This window comes from Sphingomonas sp. (assembly GCF_019749955.1).
Lineage (GTDB): Bacteria > Pseudomonadota > Alphaproteobacteria > Sphingomonadales > Sphingomonadaceae > Sphingomonas.
The window spans coordinates 40450-58834 of record NZ_JAIEPC010000012.1 but is presented as its reverse complement, the minus strand read 5'-3'; the positions used below and the strand labels follow the sequence as shown (position 1 = coordinate 58834).

Annotated in this window: 20 protein-coding genes and 1 pseudogene; 4 read left to right on the top strand and 17 right to left on the bottom strand. The window is 64.7% G+C overall.

Annotation, left to right across the window (positions count from 1 at the left end):
* The 6 genes from K2W81_RS04145 to lnt form a co-directional block, all read right to left on the bottom strand.
* Positions 1–434 (bottom strand): tRNA (guanine(46)-N(7))-methyltransferase TrmB (locus K2W81_RS04145; RefSeq protein WP_294101681.1); only part of this gene is annotated, 434 nt, incomplete at its 3' end.
* Positions 435–720: 286 nt separating this feature from the next.
* Positions 721–1095, bottom strand: coding sequence for a hypothetical protein (locus K2W81_RS04140; protein WP_294101679.1), 375 nt, complete (start codon positions 1093–1095; stop codon positions 721–723).
* Positions 1096–1202: 107 nt separating this feature from the next.
* On the bottom strand, positions 1203–2273 hold the full coding sequence (locus tag K2W81_RS04135) for a hypothetical protein (RefSeq protein ID WP_294101677.1): 1071 nt from the start codon (positions 2271–2273) through the stop codon (positions 1203–1205).
* Between the two features lie 35 nt (positions 2274–2308).
* The gene (locus K2W81_RS04130) at positions 2309–3127 is read right to left on the bottom strand and encodes a hypothetical protein (RefSeq protein ID WP_294101674.1); all 819 of its coding nucleotides are present in this window, start codon (positions 3125–3127) and stop codon (positions 2309–2311) included.
* Positions 3128–3195: 68 nt separating this feature from the next.
* Positions 3196–4416: a methionine adenosyltransferase gene (metK, locus tag K2W81_RS04125; RefSeq protein WP_294101671.1), complete on the bottom strand. Its 1221-nt coding sequence runs from the start codon at positions 4414–4416 to the stop codon at positions 3196–3198.
* Between the two features lie 71 nt (positions 4417–4487).
* Complete coding sequence (gene lnt, locus K2W81_RS04120; protein ID WP_294101668.1) at positions 4488–6050, bottom strand: apolipoprotein N-acyltransferase; 1563 nt, start codon at positions 6048–6050, stop codon at positions 4488–4490.
* A gap of 77 nt (positions 6051–6127) precedes the next feature.
* On the opposite strand from lnt, the gene K2W81_RS04115 reads away from it, so the two are divergent.
* Positions 6128–6541: a VOC family protein gene (locus tag K2W81_RS04115; RefSeq protein WP_294101665.1), complete on the top strand. Its 414-nt coding sequence runs from the start codon at positions 6128–6130 to the stop codon at positions 6539–6541.
* 3 nt (positions 6542–6544) lie between these two features.
* Positions 6545–7504 carry a tetratricopeptide repeat protein gene (locus tag K2W81_RS04110; RefSeq protein WP_294101662.1) on the top strand — a complete coding sequence of 320 codons (960 nt, stop codon included), beginning with the start codon at positions 6545–6547 and terminating at the stop codon, positions 7502–7504.
* 78 nt (positions 7505–7582) lie between these two features.
* Here the strand turns inward: K2W81_RS04110 and K2W81_RS04105 are convergent, their stop codons facing one another.
* The 9 genes and pseudogenes from K2W81_RS04105 to K2W81_RS04065 form a co-directional block, all read right to left on the bottom strand.
* The gene (locus K2W81_RS04105; protein WP_294101659.1) at positions 7583–8296 is read right to left on the bottom strand and encodes a trans-aconitate 2-methyltransferase; all 714 of its coding nucleotides are present in this window, start codon (positions 8294–8296) and stop codon (positions 7583–7585) included.
* 172 nt (positions 8297–8468) lie between these two features.
* Positions 8469–8924, bottom strand: a complete 456-nt coding sequence (locus K2W81_RS04100) for a hypothetical protein (protein WP_294101656.1) — start codon at positions 8922–8924, stop codon at positions 8469–8471.
* Positions 8925–9014: 90 nt separating this feature from the next.
* On the bottom strand, positions 9015–10340 hold the full coding sequence (locus K2W81_RS04095; RefSeq protein ID WP_294101652.1) for a sorbosone dehydrogenase family protein: 1326 nt from the start codon (positions 10338–10340) through the stop codon (positions 9015–9017).
* 263 nt (positions 10341–10603) lie between these two features.
* Positions 10604–11854 carry a hypothetical protein gene (locus tag K2W81_RS04090; protein WP_294101650.1) on the bottom strand — a complete coding sequence of 417 codons (1251 nt, stop codon included), beginning with the start codon at positions 11852–11854 and terminating at the stop codon, positions 10604–10606.
* Between the two features lie 40 nt (positions 11855–11894).
* Entirely contained in the window at positions 11895–12815 is a 921-nt protein-coding gene (locus K2W81_RS04085) for a hemolysin family protein (RefSeq protein WP_294101644.1), read from the bottom strand.
* Between the two features lie 10 nt (positions 12816–12825).
* Positions 12826–13338 carry an rRNA maturation RNase YbeY gene (gene ybeY, locus K2W81_RS04080; RefSeq protein WP_294101641.1) on the bottom strand — a complete coding sequence of 171 codons (513 nt, stop codon included), beginning with the start codon at positions 13336–13338 and terminating at the stop codon, positions 12826–12828.
* Positions 13339–13370: 32 nt separating this feature from the next.
* Positions 13371–13745: pseudogene (locus K2W81_RS04075) on the bottom strand (type II toxin-antitoxin system VapC family toxin); the annotation flags it as partial.
* Complete coding sequence (locus tag K2W81_RS04070) at positions 13742–14032, bottom strand: type II toxin-antitoxin system VapB family antitoxin (RefSeq protein WP_366932204.1); 291 nt, start codon at positions 14030–14032, stop codon at positions 13742–13744. The gene K2W81_RS04070 and the pseudogene K2W81_RS04075, both read right to left, overlap by 4 nt.
* Positions 14029–15024: a PhoH family protein gene (locus K2W81_RS04065; protein ID WP_294101636.1), complete on the bottom strand. Its 996-nt coding sequence runs from the start codon at positions 15022–15024 to the stop codon at positions 14029–14031. The genes K2W81_RS04070 and K2W81_RS04065 overlap by 4 nt, the downstream gene beginning before the upstream one ends.
* A 229-nt stretch (positions 15025–15253) precedes the next feature.
* Between K2W81_RS04065 and K2W81_RS04060 the strand changes: the two genes are divergently transcribed.
* Positions 15254–15511 carry a type II toxin-antitoxin system ParD family antitoxin gene (locus K2W81_RS04060; RefSeq protein ID WP_294101634.1) on the top strand — a complete coding sequence of 86 codons (258 nt, stop codon included), beginning with the start codon at positions 15254–15256 and terminating at the stop codon, positions 15509–15511.
* Entirely contained in the window at positions 15508–15801 is a 294-nt protein-coding gene (locus K2W81_RS04055) for a type II toxin-antitoxin system RelE/ParE family toxin (protein ID WP_294101631.1), read from the top strand. The genes K2W81_RS04060 and K2W81_RS04055 overlap by 4 nt, the downstream gene beginning before the upstream one ends.
* Before the next feature lie 278 nt (positions 15802–16079).
* On the opposite strand, the gene K2W81_RS04050 is transcribed toward K2W81_RS04055, so the two are convergent.
* Together K2W81_RS04050 and miaB are read right to left on the bottom strand one after the other, a co-directional pair.
* Positions 16080–16781: a hypothetical protein gene (locus tag K2W81_RS04050; RefSeq protein WP_294101629.1), complete on the bottom strand. Its 702-nt coding sequence runs from the start codon at positions 16779–16781 to the stop codon at positions 16080–16082.
* A 222-nt stretch (positions 16782–17003) separates the two neighbouring features.
* Positions 17004–18323 carry a tRNA (N6-isopentenyl adenosine(37)-C2)-methylthiotransferase MiaB gene (gene miaB / locus K2W81_RS04045; RefSeq protein WP_294101626.1) on the bottom strand — a complete coding sequence of 440 codons (1320 nt, stop codon included), beginning with the start codon at positions 18321–18323 and terminating at the stop codon, positions 17004–17006.
* Positions 18324–18385: the final 62 nt, after the last annotated feature.

Genomic DNA, 18385 nt, shown 5'->3' with positions numbered 1-18385 from the left:
TTGACCATCCGCCGCTTGGCGTGGCGCGCCTTGGGCCAGGGATCGGGGTGGAGCAGATAGACGCGCTCAAGGCTCGCATCGGGCAGGCGCTCGATCACGCCAAGCGCATCGCCCATATGCAGCCGGACATTGGCCAGCGCGCCGTCGCGGATATGGTTGAGCGCGCCGACGACGCCGTTGAGAAAGGGCTCGCAGCCGATAAAGCCGTGGTCGGGATGCGCGCTTGCCTGTCCTGCGAGATGCTCGCCCGCGCCAAAGCCGATTTCGAGCTGCATCGGGCGCGTGTCGCCGAACAGCCGCTCGGCGGTCAGCGGGCCGTCTTCGGGCACCGCGACTTGCGGCAGCAGCGCCTCGATCAGCGCGGCCTGCCCCTGCCGCAGCCTGTGCCCCGCGCGGCGGCCATAGAGGCGGCGGATGGTGGTGGGATCGTTCATGGCGCTGGCCGGTAGCGGAGCGGGCGCGAAAGTCCAGCCGGGGCGGGTGCGGGAGGCCGTGGCGGCGCGCGAAAGGTGTCAAAGGTTATGACCATCGCAGGGGGGGGGCAGCCTTCGCGTGGGTGCGCGGCGCGTTTCAGGGCGCGTGGACCGATCCCGCTGCCTTAGCTGATTCGATTGTCAAAGAGCCGTTGCAGCAATCGTCGCACCGGTTTTCCGACATTGGAAGGCGGAATTCTGACGCGGCATCGCGCCGTCGCCGACCCCAGCGTGGACGCGCTGGCCGTTAGGCGCGGGGCGGCGCGACGATCTCGCAGGTGGTGGGGCTGGCACCGGCGCGGAGGCGATATTGCGATTCGGCGGGGACATGGACCTGCACGCGCGACCGATCGGCGAGGACGTAGCGGATGACGAAGTCATTGGGGCGGCGGCACGCACGCGGCAACGGGCCGCTCGCGCAGTGCACCACGCCGGGGCCGATGACGATCGACGATGTGCCATCCGCACTGATCGTCGCTTCGCCCTGCGTCGCGCCCCCGGCGACGAGTTCGGCAAAGCGCGTGGGGCTGACTTCGGGGCAAGCGGCGCCCGGCGCGCGCGGCCCGACAAAGCCGTCGCACCCGGCCAAGATGATCAGTCCCGCCACGATCACGCTGCGCATTGCGTTGGCCTCCCCGGGGGGAGAGGTTATGGCGAAGGGCGGGATGGGGCAAGCGGGGGGTGGGGCGCGCGTTGGGTTATGCTTCTGCCAAATGCGCCCGTCGTCGCCTATTTCAGCGCGCCTTCGCCAATCGTGACGTTGCGCTTCTTGCCCCAGGTCGTTGCCTTGGACGTGAATTGCTCCTTGTTCGAAATGGCGAGCGCCTGTGTCGGCGCGGGCAGCCGATCGCGATTCGCGTAGTTCGTTGTGTCGGCGATGCCCACCACCGCGATGCTCCACGATGGCGAGGCATCTTTGTCAATGAGCGTCGCCAATTCGTCCGGTCCGACCCATAGTCCGCGCCCAGCGTCTTGAAATGCGATCAAGTAGCGATCGCTGGTCCCGACCGGACGATAGACGCCATGCGCCTCAAGTCCCGCATAGGTGCCGGTATCGCGACACCAGACAACGGGCGGGTCGATCGCGTTCATCTTCTTTTTGTCGTCGCGCGCGGCACTCGCCATCAGCCCGCCGAATAGTGCGGACGCGCCCATCTTGTCGCCGGTCGCCATCTTGGCCTCACCGCTTGTGACGAGCGGCTGGGCGCAGTCGACAACGGGTGCCGCATCGGGTTGCGGCTCGATCTTGCTGGGCCACTCAATCGCCGCGATGACGCTGCGCAAACGGGTGTCGAGCGCTTCGGGTGCGAGCGACGCCGACGAATAGCGAACCGACACATACCATTCGGGGCCAATCGGAACATAGGCTGCGCCGGTCGACTTGAACGGCTTCTTTCCGGGGCGGTAGCTGCCGATCAGCGCGCTGGCATTGCGCTGTTGCGGCGGGACGAACGCGGCGGGAGGGACGACCGCTGTCGCGCCGCCATAGAGGTCGCGGTGTCCGATTACCCATGCTGTCCGGTCATACCAAACCGGAATGGCGCCGGTGACGTTGCGGAAGATGTAGATGCTGATCGCTTCGCGACCATCTGCGGACTGGAAATTGACAGCTTCGTCGATGTCGGCTTCCCATGCCACGACGCGGGTGCGCGGCAAGCCGTCGATCGAAACGGGGATCACCAGACCGGTCGGCTTGTGGCGATAGGGTTTGTTGGCCGCAAGCCGGACCTCGCCGGGCGCTTGCGCCGGGGCGAGCGCTGGCGTGAGGGTGAGCGCAAGGAACGAGGCGAGCAGTCGCATGGCGCATATCTCCGAAACCAGAGGGGCGTTCGTCGTCAGTTCTTGTCGTCGAGCTTACCGGTCGCGACAATCTTGGCACCGCTGACACCCCATAATAGCTGGTTTTGTGTGGTGCCGACGAACAGCGGCAGCCGTGCTGACAGCGACGCGAAGACATGAATTTCGGTCGGCACCGGCGTCAGCAGATGGGTGATCAAAAGCGCGGCGGCATTCGGTTGCTTGGCTGGCAGGGCGATGCAGCTTTTCGCGAACGGTGCTGGTGTGCCTGCTGTTCCGTCGGCGGCGACTTCGATCAGGTAATGGCCACCGAAGGGCAACGTATCATTGGTGGTTTGCGGCGTCAGGAAATATACGAGCGTTGGCCCGTTTGGCGTCTCGGGCGGCAAAACGACCGTGTTGAAGGGCTTGTCGCTGCAATTGCCGATGCGCGCGGCCCGGGCCGCATCGCGCGCGGCGTTGAGCGCGGCAATGAGTTTCAGCCGTGACGGGCTGATGCTGCGATCCTCGGCATCGGTCAGCAAGTGCCCCTCGACCAGCTTGTTGTCGCGGAAGCGTGCGACGTAAAGCGCATGCGGCTTCGTGCTATCCTTATCGAAGAACAGGAATTCGGTGGCTTCGGGCGGGCCGTCGACGACCCAGCCGCCGATCTTGGGGCCGAGGTCCGGCGCCTTGGCGAGGGCATCGTCGGTGCCGTGCCATGCCGCCTGATCATAGGCGTAGATCAGCTTGCCGCGCCGCACCGCGCGGTCGACGAGCGCCTGATCCTGCGCGCTGATCGCTACCGGCGGCGTGCTCTGCTGCGAGCGGGCTGGCGCACCAGCGACCAGCAAGGCGAGGACCAGCAGCAACCGCATAGAAAACTCCCCGGGAGTCGGTGGACGCCCGGGGAGCCTATCGTTTCAATTGTTTAGCGCAAGTGGGCTTACGCCACCGCCGCCTTCAGCTGCTCAACCAGATCGGTCGCTTCCCAGGTGAAGGCATTGCCCTCTGCCTTGCGGCCGAAATGGCCGTATGCCGCCGTCTGCTGATAGATCGGCGCGTTGAGCTTCAGATGCTCGCGGATGCCGCGCGGCGTCAGGCGGACGAGCTGGGGGAGGACTTCCTCGAGCTTGGCTTCGGCCACCGTGCCGGTGCCATGGGTGTCGACATAGACGCTCAGCGGCTCGGCAATGCCGATCGCGTAGCTCAGCTGGATCGTGCAGCGGCGCGCGAGGCCGGCGGCGACGACATTCTTGGCGAGGTAGCGCGCGACATAGGCGGCCGAGCGGTCAACCTTGGTCGGGTCCTTGCCGCTGAACGCGCCGCCGCCGTGCGGGGCAGCACCGCCGTAGGTGTCGACGATGATCTTGCGGCCGGTCACGCCCGCGTCGCCGTCCGGCCCGCCGATTTCGAAGCGGCCGGTCGGGTTGACGTAGATTTTGGTCTCGTCGGTGATGAAACCGGCCGGCAGCACCTGGTTGAACACGCCGGTCACATAATCGCGCAGCACGGCGTACTTCTCGGGGTCGCTGCCCGCGGCGCCGTCGTCGCAATAGCCGGGCGCGTGCTGGGTCGAGACGACGAGTGCGGTCGCGCGGACCGGCACTTCGTTTTCGTAATGCAGCGTGACCTGGCTCTTCGCATCGGGCTCGAGGAAGGGCGCGGCGCCCGAGTGGCGGTCAGCCGCCATCTGCTCGAGAATGCGGTGCGAGTAATAGAGCGTCGCGGGCAGCAGATCGGGGGTTTCGTCGGTCGCGTAACCGAACATGATGCCCTGATCGCCGGCGCCTTCTTCCTTGTTGCCGGCTTCATCGACGCCCTGCGCGATGTGCGCGCTCTGGCCGTGGAGGTGGTTGGCGAAATCGAACGTCTGCCAGTGGAAGCCGTCCTGCTCATAACCGATGCGCTTCACGGTCGCGCGGACAGCGGCTTCGATTTCCTCGCGCGAGCCCGGCGCCCATTCGCCATTTTCATACACGCCCTTGCAGCGGATTTCGCCCGCGAGCACGACGCGGTTGGTCGTCGTCAGCGTCTCGCACGCGATGCGCGCATAGGGGTCCTTCGACAGGAACAGATCGACGACCGCGTCCGAAATCTGGTCCGCGACCTTGTCGGGATGGCCTTCGGAAACCGATTCGGAGGTGAAGAGAAACGAAGAGCGCATGCGAATTCCCTTGTGGTTGAGCGCCATGCGGCCCTGACGGACCACATATAAAGCTTTCCTTATATGCGCCCCTATCGCGCGCGGCGGCGGATGGCAACACCAAGTGCGGCGAGCAGCACGGCAAGGGCGAGCGCGATCCAGTTGCCGAAGCGCGCGAACAGCGTGGGGGGATGCGGCGCGGGGAGGGGGGCTTCGGCGGCGCCGGGCTTGCCCCAATCGACGCTGGCGACGATGCGGCCATCGGCGTCGACGATCGCCGAAATGCCGGTCGGCGTCGCGCGGATGATCGGCAACCCTTCCTCGATCGCGCGCAGCCGTGCTTGCGCCAGATGCTGTTCGGGTCCGAATTTGGCGTACCAGCTATCGTTCGACGGGTTGAAGATGAAGGCCGGGCGATGCTTGGCGTCGACGACCTGGCCTGAGAAGATCACTTCATAGCAGATGAGCATGCCCGCCGCGCCGAAGCCGGGCAGCGGCTGGCTGCGCGGGCCGGGGCCGGGGGCAAAATCATACTCGCCGGGGACGAGGCGTGAAATGCCGATCTGCGAGAGGAGCGGGCGCCACGGCAGATATTCGCCCCATGGCACCAGATGCGCCTTGTCGTAGCGGCCGAGGGTCGTGCCGCTCGCGTCGATCGCGAAGATCGAATTGGTGATCGCGGCGATCTCGCCATCGGGCTTGAATTGCACCGCATTGCCGCCCGTCAGCACGATGTCGCGCGGGCCAAGCACGGCGGCGATGCGCTTGCGCGTGATCACCGGGTCACCGCGCGCATAAAATTGGGGCGGATAGCCTTCCTCGATCAGCAGGCGCAGTGCCCCCTCGGGCCAGACAACCAGCCGCGGGGCGGGGCCTGCGGTGCCGCTGTTCGCGAGCAGCGCCTGCAAATTGGTTTCCGGATAATCGGGGCGCGGGCGCTGTTCCTGATCGAGCGCGGGCTGGACGACGCGGATGCGCGGGGCGTTCGGATCGCTCGCGGCGGGCGTGGCCGGGGTGACGATCCCGGTCAGCGCGAGCGCGATGACCACGGGGGCAACGATCGCGGGAAGCGTCCATTTGCGGCCCAGCGCGAGCAGCAGCGCGCCTGCCGCCACTACCGTCAGCCCCGACAGCGCATAAGTGCCGACCCACGCCGCGCTCCACGCGACGCCGAGCACCGGCAGCCAGATCGTCGCGAGTGGCGGCCACGGATAGCCCGTCAGCGCCCAGCTCCGCAGCCATTCGGTGAGGATCCACGCCGCGCCCGCGATCAGCACGAAACGCAGGTCAGGCGCGGCGCCGGGCGCATGATCCTTGCCCCAGCGCCACGCGAGCCCCGCCGCCATCATCGGGTAAATCGCCAGATACAGGCACAACAGCGCGACCGCCTGTGCGCCCAGCCAATGCGGCATCGCGTCCTGATAAGTGAATGCCTGCGCGATCCACATATTGGCGAGCGTGAGGTGCGCCCAGCCGAACAGCCACCCGCGCCACAATGCCGCGCGTACGCTGGGGGCGGCATGCACGAGCGCGAGCCACAGCGCGACGCAGACGAGCGTCACCGGCCAAAGCTCGAGCGGCGCGAATCCGGTCGCGGCCAGCGCGCCGAGGATCAGCGCGGCAAGACCGGGTCGGCGGGAGAGAATCGCGATCATCGCCGCCCTCGCTATGCGGTCAGGTTTCGCCAAACAAGAGCGATGACGCGCAGGCCCGGCTGCGATAGGATGCGGCCATGGCCCGCCCCTTCCACCTCGCTTTCCCCGTCCATGATCTCGCCGCCGCGCGCGCCTTTTACGGCGGTCTGCTCGGCTGCGAAGAGGGGCGCTGTTCGGACCATTGGGTCGATTTCAATCTGTTCGGGCATCAGATCGTCGCGCATCTCTCGCCCACCGCCGCGCCGGCGCATCACAATCCGGTCGATGGCAAGGACGTGCCGGTGCCGCATTTCGGCGTGGTGCTGACGATGGCCGATTGGGAAGCCCTCGCCGCGCGGCTGAGCGACGCGGGGGTTTCCTTCGGCATCCCGCCGCACATGCGCTTCAAGGGCGAAATTGGCGAACAGGCCACGATGTTCTTCCGCGACCCCAGCGGCAATGCGCTGGAGTTCAAGGCGTTTGCCGACGACGCGATGATTTTTGCGAATTGAGATGTGAAGCAGGGACTTCGCCTCCTCGTAACCGCCATGGTGATGTGCGTGGCGTCCCCAGCTTGCGCCGTGGGCAGTATTGATGACGCCCCTTCGAAGGCATCGCCCGCTGCCGGGGATACACCGGTGGGAACCGACGTCGTGCAGCTCGCGCAACGGTGGCTGAGCGGGCAATCGGATGCGCGCTCAGCCCTCGAAGCGCTCGCGGCTCAGGGCCGATCCGACGCACAAGAGATGCTGGGCGAGCTGCTTGGTCCGTTAGGTCCACCGGCGCTGCGCGACGAAGTTGCCGCATGTGGTTGGCACGCCAAGGCCGCGGCATCGCGGGCGGATTCGCTTCACAACGCCGCGCTCTGTTATGAGAAGGGCGTTGGTGCCACGCGCGATCTGGCCAAGGCCGCAGCGCTTTACCGTCAGGCGGCTGATCGAGGCTACGCCAGATCAATGTGCGCACTGGGCAATCTCTACATTGCCGGAAAAGGGGTGCCGAAGGATGAGGCGAAGGGGGTCGCACTCTGCCGCCAAGCTGCCGACCTCGGCGAGGCGAATGCGCAGACTGACCTAGGAAACTTCTATCTGGAGGGCTTGGGAGTCCCAAGAGACATTGTACAGGCCCGCCATTGGTACGAGCTGGCCGCCGCTCAAGGTCAGCCGAACGCACAATTCGTGCTGGGGCAAATCTATTGGAACGGAGACGGCGTTGCGCGCAGCCAGCCAAAAGCGGCGTCACTTCTGAAGGAGGCTTACAAGGGCGGTCGTCGCGACGCCGCGCCGCTTCTGGCAAAGTGGCTGTTCGCCGATTGGATGTCCGCACATAAGCGCGGCGATTTCACCGTTCTCGACGAGGCGATCGGCTATCAGAAGGTTGCTGTCAGTGTTGCGAGTGAGTCAGATCAAAATGACGAGCAGACATTGCTGAAGCTGATGCTGGGTGTGCGGGCCGGCGGCGAAAAGGAAAAATAGTGGGAGGTCGGCCTGCACTGGCCCCCGACAGTCATTCGTCGTGCTGCGAATGTTGCCACGCACAAGCCGCCCACCCCCTCAGTCCTCCATCCGCTCGATCACGCCCAGCCGGATCATCTCCCCTTCCGCATGCCCGCCGCGCGCGTCAAATCGGCGGAACATCCGGGCGACCACGGGCTGCGGTGCGATCATTTCACCGCTGGGATCGAAGCGGGGGCCTTTGGCCAGAGAGAGCGTTGCATTCACAACGGGCCGAAGCGGCGCATCGACGTCTTCCACGCGGTATTGGCAGTGGTCTGTCACCAGCAGCCCGCCTGGTCGCAACTGGTCCGCCAGGAATTTGACCTCGTCGGAGAAGCGCGCAAAAGGATATCGCTTCGCGATGTTGCGGATACCGCGCCGTTCAACTTCGTGAGGCAAGCGTTGCAGCACGGCCATGCAGAAAATAGCGTCATAAGGACCAAGTTCGGCGATCGCGGCAGGGGTCGAGCGAATGAACGTCATCTGTGGGTCCGCGGCCAGATGCATACAGGCCGCGAGCTGCACGGCGTTGATCTCGGCGCCGACCAGCCTCGCACTCGGAAAATACCGACGCAGGCTCACGACCTCTTCCCCGCTCGAGCAGCCAAACGACAAAATGGCAGGCGCAGTGTTTTCGCTGAGTTCGGTCTGCGCTGCGGCAAACAGTTGCGGGTAACGATCGAGCCATGTGACCGTGTTGGATTGATGGACCGCGTTTTTTCTGGTCCAGCGCGTGATCAGCTCCGATCGCGCGCGGCGATCGTAGAGCAACACGCGCAGCCTTCCGACCGGGCGCAAGTAATCAAGCGGGTTCACTGAGGTGACCAAGGCTCCCCGAGCGTCGGCGAGTCGGGTGGGGACAGCGCAAGCGTCGGTAGCCAAATTGCGAGGGGCGGGTCAATGGGATGGAAGCGGCACCAAAGCCGCTCGCGCCCGTTCACCCTCAATCCTCCTGCCGGTCGATCACGCCCAGCCGGATCAGCATTTCCGCCGTCCGCGTAAATTCGGTCATGATCGGTTCGAGGATCGGCGCGAGGCCGAGCTTTTCGACCATGCCTTCAGGGGGTGTCACGCCGCCGCGCGGGTCTTCGATCAGCAGGCCGCGCTCGATCATCTTTTCGACCTGGCGCCGCACCGTTTCGCGCGGCAGGCCGGTGGCTGAGGCTATCGCGTTGCGCGAGATTGGCACCACCCATTCGCGCGGCAGAATGTCGGTGCCGGTGAATTGTTCGGGAATCTGGCGCTCGCGCATCAGCTTTTGGACATTGGCGACCGCGACCGTCAGATAGATTTGCAGCTCGGTCGGGTTGATCGCGGTGTCGGTGCTTTGAAACGCACGGTGGGTGGTGAGAAACAAATTGGCGAGGCCAAACATCGCGATCCGCCAGTTCGCGGCCATGCGTTCGGGATTGGTAACGACCCTTACTGCCAAAATATCACCCCCCCCCCAAATATCACCCCCATCGCCCCATGCGATCAACAGGATAGGCTACATCGTTGATACACGCCAGATTCGATTGCCGACATCATCAGCGACCAGCAGTGCGCCGGTGCGATCGGTAATGACGCCGACCGGGCGCCCCTGCGCCTGACCCTTGGCATCGAGAAAGCCCGTCAGCACATCGACCGGCTTGGCGTTCTTCTGCGGAAAGCCCTGCGCATCGAACGGGACGTAGATGACCTTATAGCCCGACACCGGCACCCGGTTCCACGATCCGTGCTGGCCGACGAAGGCACCGCTGGCAAAGCGCTGCCCAAGCTTCGCGTCGCTGGCAAAGGCGAGGCCGAGTGAGGCAGTATGCGGCCCCAGCGCATAATCGGGGCGCCGGGCATATTCATACAGGTCGGGCCGGTTGGGCGAGACGCGGTCGTCGGCATAGCCCCCCCAATAGCTGTACGGCCAGCCGAAGAAATCACCCAAGCCGACCGAGGTCATATAATCGGGCGCGAGGTCCGACCCGAGCATGTCGCGTTCATTGACCGTCGTCCACAGCCGCCTGCTGACGGGTTCGAACGCGAGGCCCTGCGGATTGCGCAACCCGGTGGCGAAGGGGCGGAACTTCTTCGCGACCGGATCGATTTCGAGAATGCAGGCGCGATTTTCTTCCTTGTCGAGGCCGTCGTCGGCGATGTTGGTTGCCGATCCGACCGCGACATACAGGCGGCTGCCGTCGGCGCTGGCAATGACATTTCGCGCCCAGTGATTGCCGCCGCCGGGATAGCGCACGACGGTTTCGGGCTTGGCGGTGATCCTGGTCTGGCCCGGCACGAACGGCACGCGCACTAGCGCATCGGTGTTGGCGATATAGAGCTGGCCGCCGAGCAAGGTCATCCCGAGCGGCGAGTTGAGCCCGCTGATCAGCACCGTCTTCAGCTCGGCCACGCCATCGCCATTGGCATCGCGCAGCAGGGTGATGCGGTTGGCCGAGGGGACGCCGGCGCCGCCCTTGTTCAGCAAATAGCCCATCACCAGCCCGGTGATGCCGCCGACATCACGCGGCGGCGAATTGGTTTCGGCGACGAGCACATCGCCATTGGGCAAACGGTACATCCAGCGCGGATGATCGAGCCCGGTGGCAAAGGCATTGACCTTCAGCCCCGCCGCCGGAGTCGGCGCGGCATTGGCCGGCCAGCCGACCGCATCGGCGACCTTGATCGTCGGGATCATTTGCGGGCGCGGCGCGGTGATCTTCGGCTGCGCGCCCTGGACGGCGGCAAGGCTGAGCTTGGCCTGATCGGGCTGGCTCGCCCAAATCCACCAGCCAATTGCGGCCAGCGCCATCAGCCCCGAAACGATGAGAATATGTCTTAGCATGGCGGCAGAACTATCCTTCCCGTCGGCGCGCGCAAAGCGGAAACGCACGACGGGCGATGAAAGCGCAGCGCGGTTTGCCTATTTTTGGGAGTGATAGAGGCTTTAGCGCGGGATGGCTTTGGACTGAATCACCCCCCATCCGTTCGTTTCGAGCGAAGGCTCTGTCGAGCGACGTCGAGACATCGAGAAACGCGGCCGCACCGCCTTTGGCCTGGTTCTCGACTGCGCTCGAAACGAACGGGTCAAGGTGAAGTCATCTTACTCTAGCAGCCCAGCCCGGTCACCGCGCCGAGCAGACTGGGCTTGCAGCGCTTCTTGGGCGGATCGCGGCGATTGTCCGACCCGCGGGCGTCGCCCATCTCCATGCCGGGCAGGAACGACGTCATCGAGCGGAAGCGCACGCGCGCGGTCCATTCCTGATTCCACGGGCCTTTGTCGGGGCGCGGCGGATAGACGAAATTTTCCTCCGGCCCATAAGCGATCAGATTGCCGAACATGCCTTCGCCGGTGGCCTTGCGGACTTCGGCGGGGATGACGCAGTTGGTGGTCGTGGGGGCCATCACCGTGCCGTCGCGCACGAGGCCCGCGACCACGCCGGGGCTGATCCAGTCCCATAGCGCGCCGCCGAAATCGCGGCTGTTCGACGACGACCACCAGACGATGTCGCCGGTGTCGTTGCGGCCCTTGCGGCCCGCGCCATTGGCGCCGATCAGCCATGCATAATAGCCGGTGGCGGCGTTGACCGGGCTCCAGTTGAGCGCGACCGTGCCATCGGCGGGCATGGTTGTGCGCAGCTGAATACCGGGCATATAATCCTGCTGGAGCGAAAAGCCGATTTCGGGCGCATAATTGCCCGCGATCCGGTGCTGGCCGAGCAGCGTCCCCGCCTGCGGCATCCGGCCCGAGCGCGCATTGGGCCATTCGCCATAGGTGCGGCTGTTGTTGACGCTCGGCCCGCGATCGAACGTCACGCGGCTGGTGAACAGGTCGGGCGGGACCTGGCCCGCCGCCAGATTGGCGAAATCGATGATCACCGGCTGATTGGCCGGGGCATGCGCGCCGCAGCCCCAGAACAGGATCAGCCGCCCCCGGGGCCGTTCAAACTGCTGCGGCATTTCGGGCGTGCCGGTCGGCTGGATCACCGGCGTCACCAGCGGCACCGAAGGCCCCATATTGGCGGGCGGCAGGAAATAATGATCGGCCTTGGGGCCGCCACCGGTGGGCGCGAGCACCGACCCGAGCCGCAGGTGGAGCGTGTGGCTTTCGCTGTCGCCGCCGCCCGACGCCATCCGCATCATGTCGCCCATGCTCGGCTTGCCGCCGCCCATCATGCCCGCAAGCCCCGATGCGGTGCCGATATCCATCGCATAGCGCGCCTTGGGCGGCGTCACGATCTGCGCAGCGGGCTTGGCGGCAGCGGGCTTGGGCTTGGGGGCAGGCTTGCGCTGCGCCGCGACGGTTCCGGTCAGCGCCGCGAGGACACCGATACTGGCCAGCAACGTCCATCCGCGCATCTTCAATCCCCCGACCAATTATGGACGCAGGGATACCAGTTCAGCCGCTTTCGGCCAATCCCTCTTCGCGGTGCGTTGGCGGATGCAGCCGCAGCTTCTGGATGCGCTTGGTGTCGGCGGCGACGACTTCGAACCGCCAGCCGCTCGGGTGGTCGAGGCAGGTGCCCGCCACCGGCACATGCCCCGCGAGCACGGCCGCGAGCCCGCCAATCGTATCGATATCGTCGTCGGTTTCGGCGAGGCGCGGGTCGATCGCTTCGGCGACATCCTCCAGCTCGGCGCGGCCATCGGCTTCCCAGCTGCCGCCATCGATCGGCACGAGCAAAGCTTGCGGCGCCTCGTCATGCTCATCCTCGATATCGCCGACGATTTCCTCGATCAGATCCTCGATCGTCACGAGGCCTTCGGTGCCGAAATATTCGTCGAGCACGATCGCCAGATGGACGCGCTTGTTGCGCATGTCCGCCAGCAGATCGAGCGCGCCGCGCGACATCGGCACGAACAGCGGCTCGCGGATCAGCGCGGCGATTGAGTCGGGGTGCGGCGCGCCGGTCGCGAGGATGTTGAACACGTCCTTGATGTGGACCATGCCGATGATCGTATCGAGTTCGTCGCGATAGACCGGCAGGCGGCTGTGCCCCGCATCGGCGAACTGGCGGACCAGCGCGGCAAAGCTGATGCTTTCGGGCACCGCGACGATGTCCGCGCGCGGCACACCGATGTCGCCCGCGTCGCGCTCACCGAAATGGAGCAGGTTGCGCACCATCTGGCGCTCGAGCGGCGACAAATCGCCTTTGGTGTCGGGGGCGGGATCATCCTCATGCGCGTCAATCGCTTCTTCAAGCTGCGCGCGGAGCGAGTCGTCGCCGGGATCACCGAAGATCAGCGCGCGGAACGAGCGCCATAACCCGCCTTCGTGGGTGCCGGCATCCCCGGCGCCGCTACTTTGGCCATCAGGCATAGGTGGTATTTCAGTCCTCTTGGTCGTGATATGGATCGTGGAGTCCGAGACTGTGTAGCACATCTCGCTCGATCTGCTCCATCGCCTGCGCAGCGCGATCGTCGATATGGTCGTAACCGAGCAAGTGCAGCGTGCCGTGGACGATCAGGTGCGTCGCGTGATCGGCGAGGCTGAGCCCTTTGTCGGCGGCTTCGGTCGCACAGGTTTCATGGGCGAGCACGATATCGCCGAGCAGCACTTCGCCATCGTCGGAATTCTGGGTGACGGTGTCGATGAGATCGGGCTGGATCATCGGGAAGGACAGCACGTTGGTGGGCTTGTCCTTGTGCCGATAGTCGCGGTTGAGCGCCTGCACCTCGGCATCGGTGGTGAGCCGGACCGAGATTTCGATCGTGGCGGAGGTTGTGATGAGTTCGCCATAGGGGGTGGCGGCGATCGCAGCATTTGCGGCGGACCGTGCGAGACTTTCCCACTCGACGACGGTTCCCCATGCATCGTCGCGGCTGAGTTCAACGATGACCATATCAGCGTTGCATCCTTGATGTCCGTCTGGGTGAAATCGTCGCCCTTGAACAGCAGGGCCGCTTCGTGTCGCCGCGCGACCGCATAAGTGAAGCAATCCCCGAAGTTCAGCGCCGCAGGATTAACGCCTTTGCCAAATCGCGCATGGGCATCCAAGGCTAGGTCCGCATCGGCAGGCTCGACCGCAACGATCTGCAACTCGGCGGCTGCAATGAAGTCGAACACAAGCCCGCGTGCTTCCGTCAGCGGCACCGCGCGCGCACTTTGCACGCCACGAGCAGCTTCCCAAACCGCGAGCGGCGACGTTATCCGAAGCGGGTCGTTGTTCAAGAATTCAGCAAAGGCGCCAGCCTCCGGCTCCTTCGCGATCATGGCAACGATCGCGGACGCATCGACGAAGATTGTCACAGTTCATCGTTCAACGAATCATAGAAGCGCTTGTCGGCCTTCAAGCCTGTCGGCAGAGGCAGCGGGTGATCTTGCCAAAATTTCTGCAACCAATCGGGCGCCGGGCTGCCGCGCGAATGCCGGTCGAAATAGTCTTTCACCGCCAGCTTGACGATCTCCGCCATCGGCGTGCCGCGCTCATCGGCAAGGCGCGCGATCAGCCGCACGACTTCCGCATCCTCGACAAGAAAGGGCGCAGATAAGGCCTGTTGTTCGGCACGGCTGGGCGGGTCGGCGGGGGCGTTCATGATGCACCCTCATACGCCTCCACAATCCGCCCGACAATCGGATGCCGCACCACGTCGCCAGCACCAAAGCGGCAGATTGACAGGCCCTCCACCCCCTCAAGCCGCCCGACCGCGTCGTTCAGGCCGCTCGCGTTCATGCCGCCGGGCAAGTCGGTTTGCTTGGGATCGCCGCAAACCACCATGCGGCTGTTCTCGCCGAAGCGGGTGAGGAACATCTTCATCTGCGCAGGCGTGGTGTTCTGCGCTTCGTCGAGGATGATGAAGGCGTCGGCCAGCGTGCGCCCGCGCATGAAGGCGATCGGCGCGATTTCGATTTCACCGCTCGCGATCCGCCGCTCGACCTGCTCGGCGGGCAGGCAATCGTTGAGCGCATCGTACAAGGGGCGAAGGTACGGATCGACCTTCTCCTTCATGTCGCCGGGCAGGAAGCCGAGCTTCTCGCCCGCCTCCACCGCCGGGCGCGACAGGATCAGCCGCTGGATGCTGCCGGTGATCAGCTGTGCGACGGCTTGCGCGACCGCGATATAGGTCTTGCCGGTGCCCGCTGGCCCGAGCGCGAAGATGATGTCGTTGTTGAGCAGCTCGCGCATATAATGCGCCTGCGCGACGGTGCGCGGGACGATCGTTTTCTTGCGCGTGCGGATCATGATCGAGGGCGGGGCGGAGGCCTCCGCGCTGATGATGCCGTGCAGCGTCGGTTCGGCCGACATCGCGATCACCGCTTCGATCAGGCCGGTATCGATGATCTCACCGCGGATGATGCGGTTGTAGAGGCCATTGAGCACATCGCGCGCCGCCGCCACCGATTCGGCGGTCCCTTCGAGCCCGACCTTGTTGCCGCGCGCGGTAATGTACACGCCGAGTCGGTTTTCGAGGAGCAACAGGTTCTTGTCGAACTCGCCAAACAGCTGCGGCATCAGCTGGGGCCGATCGAAGGTCAGCTCGGCGCGGCTGCGATCACCGGATTGCGCGGGGACAGGCTTGCGGCTCATGCGGTTCCTTGGGGCAGGAGGAGGCTGAAAACAGGCGGGATCGGAACGGCTTGCGCGCTGTCGACGGGCCGCACCGGCCAATCGAGCCGGGGGTCGCGCAGGAGAGGCGGGCGTGCTGCATCCGTTGGCGAGTTTGGCAGATCGGCGGCGTGGGGGACAGGGGGAAAGTGCGCGCGCGATCTTGATAATAGTTGATAAACCGCTAGGTTCCCGTCACGGAGATGAGCCAATGATCAGTGCCGACTTAGGTATCCAGCTTGAGGGTTTCGTGACGAAGCTTGTCGAAACCGGTCGTTACAATTCCAAGAGCGAAGTGCTGCGCGAGGGCGTTCGTCTGGTGCAGGAGCGCGAGGCGCGGCTGGCGGCGCTCGATGCCTCGATTGCGCGCGGGCTGGATGATGCGGCGGCTGGGCGGACCCGGCCTGTGGACGCAGTGTTCGACCGGCTCGAAGCGAAGTATCGCGGCTTGGCCGACGCCGCTGAATGATCGTCGTCCTGACGGCGGAAGCCGAAAGCGATCTTGAGGCAATCGGCGATTATATCGCGCAGGACAATCCAGCCCGCGCTTTGACCTTTATCCGCGACTTGCGGGAACAGTGCGAGAGGCTGGCCGAGTTCCCGAACCGCTTTCCGTTGGTGCCGAGGTATGAGCGGCAGGGCGTGCGCCGACGGGTGTTCGGGAGCTATGCGGTGTTTTATCGAACAGAGGCGAGCCGGGTGGTTGTCTTCCATATTCTGCACGGCGCGCGGGATTATGAGGCGATTTTGTCGGAGTGAATTTTAGGGCGCAACGCTTTGCGGGCGGTAATTAGCTATTGTGCCCCCCCACCCTTGTTCTGGCGACTGACGGCCCGGAATTAGGTATTGTGTCCCCGGAATTCGTGTCCCCGGAATTCTTGCTGGCGACTGACGGCCCGGAATTAGGTATTGTGTCCCTGGAATTCTTAATTCTTGAGGTCGATTCAACTGCGGAACAGTGGGGCCCGGAAAAATAGCTTCAAGTATAGGCGTCCAGGGCGAGTATCGCGAGAAGTAGATCTCTACTTATTGTCATATCACAGCGTCCTCAAACCAATGAGATCACGAGGGTACTTTGCACTAAAAGACCCATCTTTTTCAAAATTGTGGCTCTCCATTTGCCGCAACCACCCCAACCGTCGCTCAAGCCCGGTCGTGACCGCGTCATCGGTCACTTCGACGGTGATACGTCGGAGACTAACCCCTGCACCAAAAATGGCAGCAAGGTTCGCCGTATCTACCCGTTCCACGCTTTTGGGATCGCGAATGTCCTTAAACTGTACTAGCTTGGGTAACACCGGCACTTGTTTGATCTGATTGTCTTCCCGCAATTGTTCAGTGCCGGTAATCGCCGCCACCTCGCCCTTCCATCCACGCATCCGCCGTATGCTTTCCAGCCAATCAGGCGAATCTTTCAACCGATCGGCAAAGGCGAACCAAGGATATTCCGCCGCATCGCTCAACCCACTGCCCGTCTCAAGCAATGCAAACAAAGTCTTACCGCCGGGCAAATCCACCGCAGCCGCCTCGCCCTGAAACGAAGCTCGCGTACCCCGCGCTTCAGGAGTTACCCAATCAGGGTTCTTTACCCCGCGTATCGCAATCACGCTCGATCCGGTCTTCAGGCCCTCAGGCGTATCAACCTCGACCGTCAGCCGATAGCGAAGTTCCTCCGACGGCGTTCCAAGCCCGCAGCCGGACACTGTTATCACGCCCGCAACGGCCGCAAAAAAGCCCAACGCCAGAGTCCTTCGGAGCATCACGGAGCTTCCTTCGCTATGCGCTGAACACGCATCACCCGTGCCCAGGCCCTCACCGCCAAAAGCGCGCCAAACGCCTTCAATTTCAGGCTTGCGACCCCGGAAATACCCAACAGATTCCCCCTCACCAGGACGCAAAGCACCAGAAATTGCTTGTGCGTCACGGTGGGCCCCGGAACAAGTCCGGGGTGACGGTTTAGGTTATGGCTGGGTCGGCCCGACCCGCTCCCCCATCACCGAATTCGCGCCTGCCTCCACAATCTCCACCTCAACCAAGTCCCCGATCGCTGCATCCCCCACCAGATGCACCGATTGCAGCCACGGGCTCTTGCCGATCAGCTGGCCCTCCAGCTTGCCCTTACGCTCCAGCAGCACGTCGCACCGCCGCCCCACCGTTGCGGCGTTGAACGCCGCCTGGTCGCGGTTGAGCGCGGCTTGGAGGCGTTGGAGGCGGTCGTCCATGACGTCTGGCGGCACTTGGTCGGCCATTGTCGCGGCGGGGGTGCCGGGGCGGGGGCTGTATTTGAAGCTATAGGCCTGGGCATAGCCGACCGCGTCGACCAGGCTCAGCGTCTGCGCGAAATCGGCTTCGGTCTCGCCGGGGAAGCCGACGATGAAATCGCCCGACAGCGCGATATCGGGGCGAGCGGCGCGGACGCGGTCGAGCAGGCGCAGATAGCTGTCGCGCGAGTGGCTGCGGTTCATCGCCCGCAGCACGCGGTCGCTGCCGGCTTGCACCGGCAAGTGGAGGAATGGCATCAGCTTCGCCACGTCGCGGTGCGCGGCGATCAGGCCGTCGGCCATGTCGTTGGGGTGGCTCGTCGTGTAGCGGATGCGCGCGAGGCCCTCGATCCGGTCGAGCGTGGCGATCAGGTCGTGCAGGGCCAGTCGACCTTGGGGCCCTTCATCCTCCCACGCATTCACATTCTGGCCGAGCAGCGTGATTTCCTTGGCGCCCGCGTCGACCAGCGCCTTGGCTTCGTCGACGATCGCGGCGGAGGGGCGGGATACCTCCGCGCCGCGCGTGTAAGGGACCACGCAATAGGTGCAGAACTTGTCGCACCCTTCCTGCACCGTCAGGAAGGCGCTCGGCGGCACACGGCGGCGCGCCGGGAGGTGGCCGAATTTCATGTCGACCGGCATGTCGGTGTCGAGCGCGGCCTCGCCCCGGCTCGCGCGCGCGACCAGATCGGGCAGGTTGTGATAGGCTTGCGGGCCGACGACGACATCGACTTTCGCGCGGCGGACGATCTCTTCGCCCTCGGCTTGCGCCACGCAGCCCGCGACGGCGATCATCGGGTTGTCGCCGTGTTTGCGCAGGCGGCCGATGTCCGAATAGACTTTCTCGGTCGCTTTTTCGCGGATGTGGCAGGTGTTGAGGATGACGAGATCGGCGGCGTACTGGTCGTCGGTCGCGGTCAGCCCTTGCGCGGCCATTAGCTCGCCCATCCGGTCGCCGTCATAGACGTTCATCTGACAGCCGAAGGACTTGACGTGAAAGGTTTTGGGGGGAGCGTTCATTGGCGGGGCTATAGCGGGGTGGGCGCGGGGGGACAAATGGCGACGTTGGCGCTTGGGGCGGA